Origin of the sequence: Kineosporia babensis, assembly GCF_021129305.1 — a bacterium.
Classification (GTDB): domain Bacteria; phylum Actinomycetota; class Actinomycetes; order Actinomycetales; family Kineosporiaceae; genus Kineosporia; species Kineosporia babensis.
The window spans coordinates 85,491-98,525 of record NZ_JAJOMB010000018.1 but is presented as its reverse complement, the minus strand read 5'-3'; the positions used below and the strand labels follow the sequence as shown (position 1 = coordinate 98,525).

The 13,035-nt window shown below is 69.1% G+C and carries 14 protein-coding genes; 7 read left to right on the top strand and 7 right to left on the bottom strand.

Annotated features, from left to right (window positions below; translation table 11 throughout):
* Positions 1-56: 56 nt before the first annotated feature.
* Genes LR394_RS28170 through LR394_RS28160 form a run of 3 tightly spaced genes read right to left on the bottom strand, consistent with a single transcriptional unit; the run spans position 57 to position 2,185 of the window.
* Entirely contained in the window at positions 57-1,076 is a 1,020-nt protein-coding gene (locus tag LR394_RS28170; RefSeq protein ID WP_231447588.1) for an alcohol dehydrogenase catalytic domain-containing protein, read from the bottom strand.
* A 12-nt stretch (positions 1,077-1,088) separates the two neighbouring features.
* Positions 1,089-1,700 (bottom strand): NADPH-dependent F420 reductase, encoded by a 612-nt coding sequence (locus LR394_RS28165; RefSeq protein WP_231447587.1) that lies wholly within the window; start codon positions 1,698-1,700, stop codon positions 1,089-1,091.
* A 14-nt stretch (positions 1,701-1,714) separates the two neighbouring features.
* On the bottom strand, positions 1,715-2,185 hold the full coding sequence (locus LR394_RS28160; protein WP_231447586.1) for a VOC family protein: 471 nt from the start codon (positions 2,183-2,185) through the stop codon (positions 1,715-1,717).
* Between the two features lie 139 nt (positions 2,186-2,324).
* Here LR394_RS28160 and LR394_RS42135 point away from each other — a divergent pair, with 139 nt between their 5' ends.
* From LR394_RS42135 to LR394_RS28140, 5 genes are all read left to right on the top strand, one after another.
* Positions 2,325-2,456, top strand: a complete 132-nt coding sequence (locus LR394_RS42135; RefSeq protein WP_269329916.1) for a hypothetical protein — start codon at positions 2,325-2,327, stop codon at positions 2,454-2,456.
* An 87-nt stretch (positions 2,457-2,543) separates the two neighbouring features.
* Positions 2,544-3,167 (top strand): LytR C-terminal domain-containing protein, encoded by a 624-nt coding sequence (locus LR394_RS28155; protein ID WP_231447585.1) that lies wholly within the window; start codon positions 2,544-2,546, stop codon positions 3,165-3,167.
* Between the two features lie 137 nt (positions 3,168-3,304).
* Entirely contained in the window at positions 3,305-5,458 is a 2,154-nt protein-coding gene (locus LR394_RS28150; protein WP_231447584.1) for an MMPL family transporter, read from the top strand.
* Positions 5,455-6,669 carry a sensor histidine kinase gene (locus tag LR394_RS28145; protein WP_231447583.1) on the top strand — a complete coding sequence of 405 codons (1,215 nt, stop codon included), beginning with the start codon at positions 5,455-5,457 and terminating at the stop codon, positions 6,667-6,669. Before LR394_RS28150 ends, LR394_RS28145 begins: the two co-directional genes overlap by 4 nt.
* Positions 6,666-7,346: a response regulator transcription factor gene (locus LR394_RS28140; protein WP_231447582.1), complete on the top strand. Its 681-nt coding sequence runs from the start codon at positions 6,666-6,668 to the stop codon at positions 7,344-7,346. Before LR394_RS28145 ends, LR394_RS28140 begins: the two co-directional genes overlap by 4 nt.
* Positions 7,347-7,356: 10 nt before the next feature.
* Here the strand turns inward: LR394_RS28140 and LR394_RS28135 are convergent, their stop codons facing one another.
* Entirely contained in the window at positions 7,357-8,586 is a 1,230-nt protein-coding gene (locus LR394_RS28135; protein ID WP_231447581.1) for a peptidoglycan DD-metalloendopeptidase family protein, read from the bottom strand.
* Positions 8,587-8,649: 63 nt separating this feature from the next.
* Complete coding sequence (locus LR394_RS28130; protein ID WP_231447580.1) at positions 8,650-9,123, bottom strand: hypothetical protein; 474 nt, start codon at positions 9,121-9,123, stop codon at positions 8,650-8,652.
* Between the two features lie 199 nt (positions 9,124-9,322).
* Here LR394_RS28130 and LR394_RS28125 point away from each other — a divergent pair, with 199 nt between their 5' ends.
* Both LR394_RS28125 and LR394_RS28120 read left to right on the top strand, forming a co-directional pair.
* Positions 9,323-10,837, top strand: coding sequence for a serine/threonine-protein kinase (locus LR394_RS28125; protein WP_231447579.1), 1,515 nt, complete (start codon positions 9,323-9,325; stop codon positions 10,835-10,837).
* 9 nt (positions 10,838-10,846) lie between these two features.
* Positions 10,847-11,575 carry a hypothetical protein gene (locus tag LR394_RS28120; protein WP_231447578.1) on the top strand — a complete coding sequence of 243 codons (729 nt, stop codon included), beginning with the start codon at positions 10,847-10,849 and terminating at the stop codon, positions 11,573-11,575.
* Here LR394_RS28120 and LR394_RS28115 read toward each other — a convergent pair.
* Both LR394_RS28115 and LR394_RS28110 read right to left on the bottom strand, forming a co-directional pair.
* Positions 11,502-12,158 carry an NAD(P)-dependent oxidoreductase gene (locus tag LR394_RS28115; RefSeq protein WP_231447577.1) on the bottom strand — a complete coding sequence of 219 codons (657 nt, stop codon included), beginning with the start codon at positions 12,156-12,158 and terminating at the stop codon, positions 11,502-11,504. The two genes, LR394_RS28120 and LR394_RS28115, sit on opposite strands and share 74 nt — an antisense overlap.
* A gap of 3 nt (positions 12,159-12,161) precedes the next feature.
* Positions 12,162-12,950, bottom strand: coding sequence for an inositol monophosphatase family protein (locus LR394_RS28110; protein ID WP_231447576.1), 789 nt, complete (start codon positions 12,948-12,950; stop codon positions 12,162-12,164).
* Positions 12,951-13,035 lie beyond the last annotated feature (85 nt).

Sequence of the window (13,035 nt, the reverse complement as noted above, 5' to 3'; positions counted from 1 at the left end):
CTCGAAGACGGGTACTGCTGGTACCACCCTTACGGGGTGCGAGGCCTGACGAGGGTTCAGGGCTGCAGGACCATCCGGAAGCGGGCTGCGCCGGAGATCATCGTCCGCCAGGCCTCGTCCACCTGGTCCAGGGGCATCACCTGGGTCATCGGCCGCACCCCGGACAGCGCGCTGAAGCGCAGGGTCTGCTCGATGTCCCAGGCCGTTCCCGACGGATGCCCGGTGATCCTCCGGCTCTGCGGAACCATGCTCGTGGGTGGGATGTTCATGGGTTCGGGGGTGAAGCCGACCAGGAGCAGCTCACCGCCCATGGCCAGTCCTTCCAGACCGGCCGCCATCGCCTGCGAACTGTGGGCCGTGCCGACGACGACCTGCGCACCACCGAGCTCCTGCAGCGCCTTGGCCGGGTCGACGACGCTGGAATCGACGTAGTGATGCGCACCGAGATCCCGGGACAAGAAGCCCTTGTCCTGACCACGCGCGATGGCCACGGTCTCGAAGCCGCAGGCAACCGCGTACTGCACGGCCAGATGACCGAGCCCGCCCACACCGATCACCGCGACCAGATCACCGGCCCGGGCCGAACTGCGCCGCAACGCCTGGAAGGTCGTCACCCCGGCGCACCCCAGCGGAGCCGCGTCCACGTCCGACAGCCCTTCCGGGACAGCGGCCAGCGCGTCCACCGGGACCACGAGATGACTGGCCCAGCCGCCGCGATAGCTCAGCCCGGGCACCTTGAGCGCTGGGCAGGAAATGAAATCCCCGGCTCGGCACTGTGCGCAGTGCCCGCAGCTGCCCCCGAACCATCCCACCGACACGCGCTTACCCACCGGCCACCGGAGCTGGTCCACCCCCTCGCCCACCGCGTCCACCATTCCAGCCACCTCGTGCCCCGGAACCACCGGAGCAACCAGACCGGGCAAAGCGTGATTCACGAAATGGACGTCCGTGTGGCAGATTCCCGCAGCCCGCACCGCGATCCGCGCATGCCCCGGGGCGGGCTCGGGCAGTTCGTGCTCCACGATCCGGAAGGCACCTGCGGGCTCACCGATCTCGACGGCGCGCAGAACAGACATGGCAGTACTCCTTCAGACGACGACCGCCGAGTTGAAGACCAAGGTGCCCAGCGCGCCATAGGTTGCCAAGAACAGCGGGTAGTAGTGCTCGACGGCCCGGGCCGTGCTCAGCCCGCCCAGATCGATCAACGTCCCGGGCCCCCATCCGAGGTCCCGCAGCAGCCCGGCGACCACTGCCTTGGCCTGCGGATCGTCGCCACTGACGAAGGCCGTCGTAGGCACCTTCAGCACCTGCGGATCGGTCATCACCGAGATGTTGAAGGTGTTCAGCGCCTTCACCACGTGGGTGCCCGGGAAACTGCTCTGCAGCACCTCGGCGAGGCTGGCGTTGGGGTAGACGAGGAGGTTGTCGTGGTCGGCCGCGTTCGCGGTGTCGAGCAGGATCTTCCCGTCCAGCCATTCCCGGCCGAAACTCCTCAGCACAGCCACCGAGTCGATGCCGGGCGTCGCATTGACGACCACCTCGGCCCCGTCCGCAGCCACCGGCGCGCTCGCCACCGGGACCGGGAAGTCCCGGTGCGCGGCCGGATCACGTGATCCCGCGACGACCTCGTGCCCGGCTGCCGAGAACCCTTCGGCGAGGGCACGGCCGACGTTCCCTGTCCCGATGATGGCAATTCTCATCGTGTCTGCTCCCGTCAGTGGACGTGGGCCCCGTCGATCCGCTCGGAAAGTTCGAACATGTTGCCCCAGGGGTCGCGGAAGAACGCCAGGCGTGCGCTGATGTCCTCGATCTCGAAGGGCGGATTGACGATGTCCACGTTGCGCCGGCGCAGCTCGGCCAGAGTTTCGTCGACGTTCTCCACCGACAGGCAGACGTGGTTGTAGCCCGCCACCGACAGGCTCGCGTCCACGTCGGGGAAGCTCGGCTGCTCCGCGGCGCCGGGGCCGGCCAGGATCTCCAGGTGGAAGTCGTCCTGGGCCGGGGGCATGACGTAGGCCAGGGTCAGGTCCCCGTAGGGCCAGACCTGCAGCACCCGCCAGCCCATCGTGTCCACCCAGAACGACCGGGCCTTGTCGAAGTCGGGATAGCGGATGCCCATGTGGTGCCCGCGCATGGAGGCGAACGGGGAGGCCGGATCTTGGGGCGGGGTGGGAGGCAGGGCCACGAGAGGCTCCTTGTCAGCGGATCCAGAGGGACGAAGGCCATTGAAGTCGCGTGAGGCGGGGGCTGAGACCCGTCAGATGACGGTGCCCGGCGGTGACGCGGGCCTCAGGATCTAGGCTGGGCCGAGGGAGAAGACCTGGGTGGAGCAGGTGCTGATGGGCACCGGGCTGGACTTCACGGACCCCCGCGAGCACCTGTGCCAGGCCGTTCAGGAAAGTAGACCGGCCGCGCCGTTCGCCGTCACGCTGCGCAGTCGCCCCGGTACGACATGAGTCCTGTTCATGGACAGGACAATTGGTACTCTCGGACTTCACTCCTGATCGGGGTGGTTCAGCTCAATCGTTCCGGGAGTCATCACGATGCCCTCAACGCGGCCGTCCGGCCACGCCGACCACAGTGCTTCGGCGGACAAGGCCAACCGCGGAGGCGCCCATCGCGAGCGCCCGCCCTCACTGAACGCGTACATGAGCGTGGCGGCCGGGAGCACGGTGGTGCTGCTGGCCCTGGGCGGGGTGTACACCGTGGTCACCGGGGGTAGCGAAACGCCGACGGGTACGGCGACCGCGGGCGTGGCCCTGGAGGACGAGGCCGACGCCACCGCCAGTGCGGATGCCTCCGGCGAGGCCGAGGGTGAGGCCGAGGAGGGTTCCGGCGGGATCGGGGCGGCCAGCGCGGACGGCCAGGACAACGATGGCGCCGGCAAGGTCGACAAGCTCACCCCGGTGGTGGTGCTGAACTCGCTGTCCGTCATGGGGCTGGCTGGGGAGTACCGCACCCAGCTGGAGGACAAGGGCTGGACGGTCTCGCGGACCGACAACTCCGACTCCAAGAACCTGTCGGTCTCGCAGATCCTCTACGAGGACTCCAGCATGGAGGCCTCGGCCAAGGCCGTGCGCAAGGCGCTGGGCGGGCTGGGCGAACTGTCCGAGAGCTCGGTCAACCCCGGCAGCATCACCGTCGTGCTGGGTCAGGACACGCAGTAGGTCTCTAGGTACCGCGCCTGCGGTACATCCTTCACCGCGCTGGGCCGACGTCGCGAAAGCGCGGCGCCGGAAAGCTTGGGGATCACGAGGGCACGCGCTCTCGAACCCCCATCACCCCTGCGTACGAAGGATGTCCCGTGGTCCGCCTAGCAAATTGGTGCACCCGCCGGTGGTACCTGGTTCTCGGTAGCTGGCTCCTGGTTCTCGTGGCTCTGGCCGGGCTGGTCGTGGCCAACGGCACCGCGTTCACCGAGTCGGCCGAGCTGCCGGACAGTGAGTCCGCCCAGGCCTATGCCCTGCTCGGCACCGACGGGGCCGGCACCGAGACCGGCAAGATCGTCTGGCACAGTCAGGACGCCCCGGTCGACGGCCGCCAGGTCCGCTCCGAGATGGCCGCGATGCTGAAGGAGATCCGGCAGGCTCCCGGCGTGCTCGCGGTCGCCGGCCCGTACTCCGATGCCGGCGCCGGGCAGTTGAACCCGGAGGCGAACACGGCGTTCGCGACCGTGACGCTCGCTGCGGACACCGACACCGAACCAATTGGGGACGTTGTGGCCGACGCGCGCACGGACGTCCTCAGTATCGAGATGGGCGGGCAGGCGTTCACTGAACTGCCCGGCGGAGGTGGCGGTGCGACCGAGGGTCTGGGCATCCTCGTCGCCCTGGTGCTCCTGCTGCTGGTGTTCCGCTCGGTGGCCGCGGCCGCACTGCCGATCGTGACCGGCGTGGCCGGGGTCGGGGTGTCGCTGCTGGCCGTCATGGCCGCCTCGCACGTGATCGACCTGTCGGCCAACGTCCTGACCATGGGCGCTCTGATCGGCCTGGGCGTCGGCATCGACTACGCCCTGTTCATCGTCAACCGGCACCGCAAGGCCCTGCTGAAGGGCCTGGACGTGCCCGCCGCCGCGGCTCAGGCACTGAACACCTCCGGCCGGGCGGTCATCTTCGCCGGGCTGACCGTGATCGCCGCCCTGCTGGGCATGTACGTGATGGGCCTGGGCCTGCTCACCGGCATGGCCTTCACCGCCGCCTTCACCGTGCTGTGCACCGTGCTGGCCGCCAACACCCTGCTGCCCTCGCTGCTGGCTGTGCTGAAGCTGAAGGTGCTCTCCCGCAAGCAGCGCCGCCGGCTGGCCGATGGGCCGGTGACCGCGCCACGCACCAGTCTGTCGCACCGCTGGGCCGGGGTCGTGCAGAACCACCCGATCCTCAGCGGCCTGGGGGCCCTGATCGTGGTCGCTGTGCTGGCCGTGCCCGCGCTGAGCCTGCGCGTGGGCAACGCCGATGCCAGCAGCGATCCGCAGGACTCGGCCTCGCACGCGTACTTCGAGCTGATGTCGGCCGGATTCGGCGAAGGCGCCGACGCCACCCTGCTGCTAGTGGCCCAGACCCCGGACAAGGCCGCCACCGAGGCCTTCACCAGCATGGTCGCCCAGCTGCCGACCGATGCGGAGGTCGCCTCGGCGGTGGTCACCTCCTCGGCCGACGGCCTGAACACCGCGGCCGTCACCCCAGTTCACAGTGCCGAGGCCGAAGAGACCTCCGACCTGGTGCACCACCTGCGCGACACGCTGATCCCGAGCGCCGAGAGCGGCACCGGCCTGCAGGTGTACGTGGGCGGCACCACCGCGACCGACATCGACATGTCCGACGCCCTGATCAGCAAGCTGCCGCTGTACCTGGGCCTGGTCGCCGTCCTCGGTTTCCTGCTGCTGATGGTTGCCTTCCGCAGCCTGCTGGTGCCGCTGCTGGGCGCGGTCACCAACCTGGCCACGATCTGCGTGGGCCTGGGCGTGATCACCGCGATCTTCCAGTTCGGATGGGGCAGTGAACTGCTCGGGGTGGGCAGCGGCGCGCCGGTGATGTACATCGTCCCGGTCATGATCGCCGGCGTGATGTTCGGCCTGTCCATGGATTACCAGGTGTTCCTGGTCAGCTCCATGCACGAGGAGTTCCACGTCAGCGGTGACAACCGGCTGGCGGTACGCAACGGCCTGGCCGAGAGCGCCGGGGTGATCGCCGCGGCGGCCACGATCATGCTGGCGGTGTTCTCCTCCTTCGGCTTCAGCGGCGAGCGGATCGTCTCGGCCCTGGGCCTGGGCCTGGCGATCGCCGTGGTGGTGGACGCGTTCGTGATCCGGATGACGCTGATGCCGGCCCTGATGACGCTGATCGGCCGGGCGAACTGGTACTACCCTCGCCCGCTGGACGCGATCACCCCGCAGCTGGCTCTGGAGAACGCCGAACCGGTTGCGGCCGAGACCGACGAGAGGACCTGGACGAGGGTATGACCCTGTCTCCCCCGACCCCGGTTCAGGCCCGGAAGAGGAAACTCTTCTGGGCCTGGCCCGCGTTCGACGTGCTCTATCTGGCGGCCATGTTCGTCACCGCCACGATCCGGACCGGTCAGGTCCAGGCCCCCGGCATCGAGGTCACCGTCTTCGTCCTGGTCTCCTGGCTGCCGTTGTTGTGGCGCCGCCGTTTCGCCCTGCCGGTGCTGGTGGTGGTCGCCTTCGTGGAGGCGCTGCACATCGCGATCGCCGTCACGGTCGGGCCCGACCCAGGCGTGAACGAGGCGATGGGCGCCTTCCAGCCGGTCCCGCTGGCCACCGTGGCAGCGGCTTTCACCCTGGCTGCGCAACGACCGGGCCGGCCGGGCTGGGTACCGGGTGCGGCCTCCGCGGTGGTCTTGCTGCTGACCGGGGTCGCGGTGCACGGCCAGACCTTGATCGCCACCAGCTTTGTCGCGTTCAACCTGGTCGTCATTGCCTTCGGGGCGGGCACCCTGGTCGCCGTGGCCCGCGAGCGCACCGCCCGGGACGAGCGCGAGCGCCAGGCGCAGATCCGCGCCGAGGTGGTGGCCGAGCGGATCCGGATCGCGCAGGACCTGCACGATGTCCTGGCTCACCACCTGACCCTGGTCAACGCCCAGGCCGGGGTGGCCGGCTACCTGTTGCGCTCGGATCCGGACGCGGCTTCAACCGCGCTGCAGGACATTACCGGAAATACCAGGCAGGCTCTGGACGAATTGCGCGCCACGGTCGGGATGCTGCGACACGATGACGAGCGGCCCAGCGAAGCTCTGCGCCCAGCACCCGGTCTGGAACATCTCGGGGAACTGCTGGACGGATTCCGCTCGGTCGGCGCCGACATCTCGCTGAGGGCCGACGGGGATCCGGTGAAACTGCCCGCCAGTCAGGACCTGGCCGCGTACCGGATCATCCAGGAGGCGATCACCAATGCCACCAAGCATGCCCCGGGTGCCCCCATCGCGATCGAACTTCATTGGAGACGAGAGAATCTCGCCGTGCACATCACCAACGAACCCATCAACGGACGTCCGTCGGGCTTCCAGGGGCCGGGTACCCGTCACGGGTTGATCGGGATGCGCGAACGCGCCGTCACCGCCGGCGGCACTCTGACCCACGGTCCCACTCCCGCAGGCGGGTTCGGCGTGCGCGCCAGCATCCCCCTGCGCCACAGCAGCGAGAGCCAGTCATGACCATCCGTGTTCTGCTCGTCGACGACCAGGCGCTGCTGCGCTCCACCCTGGCCATGCTGTTCCGGGCCACCCCCGACCTGGATCTGGTGGGTGAGGCGGGCACCGGCGTGGAGGCGGTGGAACTGGCCCGCAGCACCCGGGCCGACGTGGTGGTGATGGACATTCGCATGCCCGACATGGACGGGATCGAGGCCACCCGGCGGATCACCGGTGACGAGGATCTGGCCGGTGTCCGGATCCTGGTGCTGACCACCTTCGAGACCGACGAACTGGTGATCGGTGCCCTGCAGGCCGGGGCCAGCGGGTTCCTCGGCAAGGGGGCCTCCCCGGAGGAGCTGATCCAGGCCATCCGCACGATCGCGGACGGGGAGTCGTTGCTCTCCCCGTCCGCGACCACGGCCCTGATCGGCCGGTTCCTGGAACAACCGCAGATCACCCCGACGATGAGCACCCGCACGCCGGTGGCGCTGACCGAGCGGGAACGGCAGATCGTCACCCTGGTCGGGGCCGGGCTGTCCAACCAGGAGATCGCCGAACGGCTGTTCATCAGCCCGGCCACCGCGAAAACCCATGTGAACCGGGCGATGATGAAGACCGCCGCGCGGGACCGGGCCCAGCTGGTGGTGTTCGCCTACGAGACCGGGCTGGTCTCCCCGGCCCGGCGCCCGGCCCCTTAACGCTCTTTAGCTACAGTCCGGCGATAGGCAGGTCGCCGGCCTCGCCCCAGTCCTGACGCATGATCCGGCCCGGGGTGTACCAGGACTTGGTCGAGGCCCGGAACATTCCGATCTCGTCCTTGCCGTCGCCGTTGAAGTCGCCGATCACCGGCTTGTCTCCCGAGCGTCCCCAATTGGCTTTGAGGACCTTGCCGGGGGTGTACCAGGTGTTGGTCGAGGGCCGGTACACGCCGATCTCGTCCTTGCCGTCGCCGTCGAAGTCCCCGGCGAACGGCACGTCCTTCGGCTCACCCCAGTTGGCTTTGAGCACCTTGCCGGGCGTGTACCAGGTCTTGGTCGAGGGCCGGAAGACCGCCGGCTCGTCCTTGCCGTCACCGTTGAAGTCGCCGCCGACGGCCAGGTCCCCCGGGTTGCCCCAGTTCTTCATCCAGGTGCTGCCCGGGGTGTACCAGGTCTGGGCCGAAGGCCGGAAGATCGCGAGGCCGGGTTCACCGTCGCCGTTCCAGTCACCGACCAGGGGTTGATCGTCCTTCTCGCCCCAGCTCTGGCGTAGCGTCCGGCCCGGAGCGAACCAGGCCTTGGCCGAGGGCCGGAACACCCCGATGCCCCGGCTGGGGCCCGAGGCCCGGCAGTTGGCGCTGGTCACGAAGATCTCCTGGCCGGTCGTGTCCTCGTAGCGGATGCCGTCGAACGTCACGGTCTGACGCTCGTTGTTCGGGCCGCCCCACTGAACCTGGCCGTCCCCGTCCACGTCGTAGGCCTGTTCGTAGTGCACGTGGTTGATCCCGCCGGACTTCGACCCGGTGTCGCTGGCCAGGCCGATCACCTGCCCACGGTTCACCTTGGCCCCCTGCTTGATCAGTTGCTCCTTGGCCAGGTGGATCTGGGTGGTGAACCAGCCCTTGCCGTGGTCGATCTGGACCACCCAGCCACCGCCGGAGTCCCAGCCGGAGAAGTTGACCGTGCCCGGCGCGGAAGCCACCACCTCCTCGCCCGCGGTGTCGTTGAACGGGTTGCGGTAGATGTCCTGCGCGGGGGCGTGCGACCCGGCGGTGCCGAAGTACGCCTTGGTGTCGCACTTGAACGGCAACTGGAACACCGGGCGGTCGGCCTCGACCACCGGGCGGGCCACCGCGGCCGGTGCGGCCTGCCCGCTGGTGGTCTGGACGGTGACGACGGCGGTGCCGGCCAGCACGGTGGCTGCAGCGACCGTCACGAACGGCTTGTGGTTCTTGCTCAAGGACTTTCCTCCTGATGGATGGGCCGGTGACGGTCGGTGCGGCCCCCTCCGCCGCACCGACCGTCACTGACGCGGTGGGGGTGCGATGAAGCTGGAGGTCGAGTTGCCGACCTTGAGCGCGTAGGACGTGACGGGGTAGTAGATGCGGCTTGACCAGCACCCGCTGCTCGGCCAGTCGTTGCCCTGGCCCGGCTCGGCGTGGGCCGGGGCCTTGTAGGACAGCACCCGGCCGTCCGGCACCTTGATCAGCGCGTACACCGGCTGCCCGTCGGACTTGTTGTCGCACACCTGCAGATGCCGTACGACCTCCCCACCGGCGGCGGACCAGAACTCGACGTCGCCGGCGTAAACCGCGGTACTGGAGTTACTGCCGCTGGGGTAGCCGTAAAGGTGGCCGCCCTCACGGGTGCCGTCGACCGTGTCCGCCGGGTCGTACTCGAAGTAGAAACCCGCCGCTGAGGCGCTGGCAGCCGGTACCAGGACGGCACCCGCCGCCATCGCACCGGCCAAAGCGGCCAGGGCCAGACGTCGTCCCATCACGCGTTCCCTCCTGCGTTCGTCTCTTTCGGTTGGATCAAGGCTGGTACCGCAGCGGGTGGTTCCGGCACCTGTGGGTGCAGAGGTTGACAATCGGCTTCCCTTTGGTTCCGTTTTGCGCTCGTTTGAAGATCGGTCGGCTAGCCTGGCCGTCGGGGTTGAGGCACACGCTGGTTCGGGCGGGGAGGTCTGCGGGGGCATGCACCAGGGGGATCGCGCGGGGCAGACGGCCGAGACGGCGAACTGGCCGGTCCGGGTCCCGAACGGTTACCGGGTGGGGCCCTGGCGGGTGGTTTCGCCGATCGCGGCTGGTCAGTGGGGCAGTGTTTACGCGGCCGAATCCGTTTCTGAGGCGGCCGAACCCGCGGTGGCGCTGAAGTTCCTGCCCACCGGCACCCTGACCCCGCGCCAGCTCGGGCACCTGGCCCAGATGGCCAACCGCGAGGTGGACGGGCATCAGCAGCTCAGCCACCCGCACCTGATCCGCTGCCTGGGCGTGCACACCCTGGACGATCCGGCCGATCCACACCTCGACGGGGTGGTGGTGATCGTGCTGGAGCGGGCCGAGCAGTCCCTGGAAGCGGTGCTGCGCAAAGGCCCGGCGCCGGATGCCCCCCGCGTGCTCGAGCAACTGGCGCAGGCGCTGGCCTATCTGCACGGGTCGGGCTGGATGCACGGAGATCTGAAGCCGGACAACGTGCTGCTGATGGCGGACGGCAGCGTGCGGGTCTCGGACTTCGGCCTGAGTACCCAGATCGACGGCACCCACGGCTACCTGCCGCCGGTCGGATCCCCTGACTACCTGGCCCCCGAACGCCGGTCCGCGCAGCTCACCGACAACGGCCTGAAAGTACGCCTCAGCGCCGACATCTGGGCCTTCGGGGTGATCGCGCACCGCGCGCTGACCGGCCGGTTCCCGTTCCCCGGGGCTGACGCGCGAGCGCGGGCCGAGGCCGCGGCCCGGTACGTCAACGGCGAATGGCCTCTGGCGCTGGACGACGTCCCGCCGGCCTGGCGCGACGTGATCACCTCCTGCCTGGCGCCCGACCATCGCTCCCGCTCGGCGACCGATGCGGCCACGCTGCTGCAACAGGTCCGGGCCGCGCAGCACCCCTCTCCGGCGGCCGGTTCCTCACGGCTTCGGCTGGTCGGCGCTGCAGTGGCCGTCCTGCTGGTGGCAGCGCTGGGGTTAGGTCTCTTCCAGCACTTCGGTTCCGACGATGCTCCGAGCGGTTCTGCCGACTACCGGCCTGATCTGCTGCGCACCGACACCGGCATCCCCACCCAGTACCGGCAGCTCATCGTCGAGGCTGCCACCCAGGAATGCCAGCACCCGGCGGTCGATCCCCCGCTGGTCGCAGCCATCCTCAAGGCTGAGAGCAACTTCGACGCCGACCTGAGCGATCCGGACAACGACGAGTACGGCATCGCCCGCTGGACCCCACGGGTACTGCAGCAGCGCCTGCCCGCCGAGCAACAGTCCACCGAGCCGACGCCACCGTTCCCGCCGGAGATGTCCATCCCGGCGCTCGGGCGCTACCTCTGCTACCTGGCACCCCGGGTGGAGCAGGTGCCAGGTGATCAGCGGCTGAACCTGGCCGCGGCCTACCGGACCTCCGGGTCCACGGTGCGCGAGGCCGGCGGCGTGCCTGAGCGGCTGCAGCCGTATGTCCAGCGGGTGGAGTCCGCCTATGACGCGTACGTAGTGCAGTGAGGAGATTTCGTGGAACCGGTACTGATCGACGTCCTGGCTGATCCGGCCCAGGTGATCGAGCTCCCGGCCGGTCACAGCGCCCGGTTCGGGCGGGGCGCCGAGAACGTACCGGTCGACATCACGCTCACTGATCCGGCGGTGCCTCGGCTGGCCGGTGAGATCCGCGCGGTCGAAGACCACTGGAGACTGACCAATTTCAGCCAAACCCTCACCCTCGTGGTCGAGAACCCGGAAGGCGCAGGCGAGCACGTCAAGGTCGGTCCCGGCCGCGTGGCCGCGCCGATCCCCTTCGAGATCAGCCGCCTGGTCCTGCCGATCGACACCTCCCCCGCCGTGCTGCGGATCTTCGCCCCCTCGCACACCCGGCTCGACCACACCGGGGCCAGCCTGGGAGGCGAGCCGACGATCAGCGCCTTCTCGCTGGACCCGGCCGCCCGCTACTTCCTGATCCTGCTGGCCCTGTGCGAGCCCCGGCTGCGCGACGAGTCGGACGCAGCCATTCCCTCCACCGCAAAGGTGCTGGAACGACTGCGTCCGGTACCGGGCTGCGCCGAACTCACCGCCGAAGCCGTCACGTTCCACGTCGACTACCTGGTGCGCAGCAAGCTACGCATCGCCCAGGCCGCGCAGGGCAGCGGCAAGCGGGAGGCCCTGGTGCGGCTGGCTACTCGCTTCGATCTGGTGCGCGAAGAGCACCTCGCCCTGCTGCCGGAGCGCTCGCGGCGCCCTTCTGGCTGAAGGCGACCACGGTCTGTCCCGGGAAGCGCGCTTGCACTGCTTCCTCGACCAGGGCTACCGCCACGGCAGAACGGCTGATCGTGCTCGGAAAGAACGTCCTGGGAGCGGATTCCAGCGGCAGCGTGTGCTGTTCGGCCGGGCCCGAGTTCATCGGCCCGACATGCAGGGCCGTGCCACCGGCGGCCAGGACGATCCGGTCGGCTGCCTCCTTGTCCGCCAACTCGCTGCGCATGAGCAAGCTCAGCAGAGAACGGGTGAACCATCCGGCCGACTGAGCCGACTCGCCCGTTCCGTGGGCACCGAGCCAGACGATGCGATCGATGCCGCTGCTCACCACGGCTTCGGCCCCGACCTTCAGCACGTTCTTCCCGCCCAGGGTCGAGATCAGTACCTCGCTGCCGTTGATCGCCCGGGCGATGGACGCAGCGTCGAACACGTCAGCCTCGGCCACCGTGAGGTTGGGCCGGGCTGGTACCTGGCGCGGGTCCCGGGCCAAGGCGGTCACCAGCAGGCCCTGGCGCAGCGCTTCTTGCACCACCAGCGAGCCAACCGCTCCGGTTGCGCCAAGTACGGCGATCCGCATGGCTCAGGCCGCCTTTCGCAGCACATTGAGGGCCGCCGCGTGCAGACCGGGTGCAGCCGCCAGGTAGCCCTCGCCGGCGATCTCCCAGTCGCGACCGTCGAGGTGCGTGACCCTGCCGCCGGACTCCCTGAAGATCAGGAGCGGGCCGATGTGCGAGCGCACGTTGTCGAACTGCCAGTGCAGGTCCAGGCGCCCGGCCGCGAGCTGCACCAACTGCTGGGTGACCGGAACCGCTGCGCGCACCAGCAGGGCTGAGCGCATCATGGCGGCGATCGACTGCCCGGCTCGTTGCGCGGCGGCTGGTTCCTGGCTCGGCAGGGCCTGCCCGGTTCCGGCCAGTGCGGCCGACAGTTCGGTCTTGGCCGATACCTGCAGCGGTGTGCCGTTCAGCCGGGCGCCTTCACCAGCCACGGCGGTGAACAGCTCGTCGGTGAGCGGGATGTAGACCACGGCGATCAGGGGCCGGCCGTCGCGGACCAGGGTCACGCCGATGTTCCACTCCGGGATGCCGTGCACGGCGTTGACGTTGCCGCCGACCGGATCGGTGACCCACAGATCCCCGGCCGGCACCGGGCCCTTGGCGTGCTCGTCGGCCTCCCAGCTCGCATCGGGCAGAGCCTGCATCAACGCCGGGCGCAGGATCTCGGTGACGGCGGCGTCGTTGGCCTTGACTACGTTGATCAGGTCTTCGCTGGTCGTGGGCAGGGTGAAGGCCTTGGCGCGCTCCTGCATCACTCCCCCGGCCCGGCGGACGGCTCCGGTGATCACGGCCAGCAGTTCTTGTTCGGACATCGTGATAACTCCCTAGGTCATTGCTCTTGGGAACGAGTCTGCGAACCACTTGGCATGATGTCCAGTGCACTCTTGTAAAGCTAAG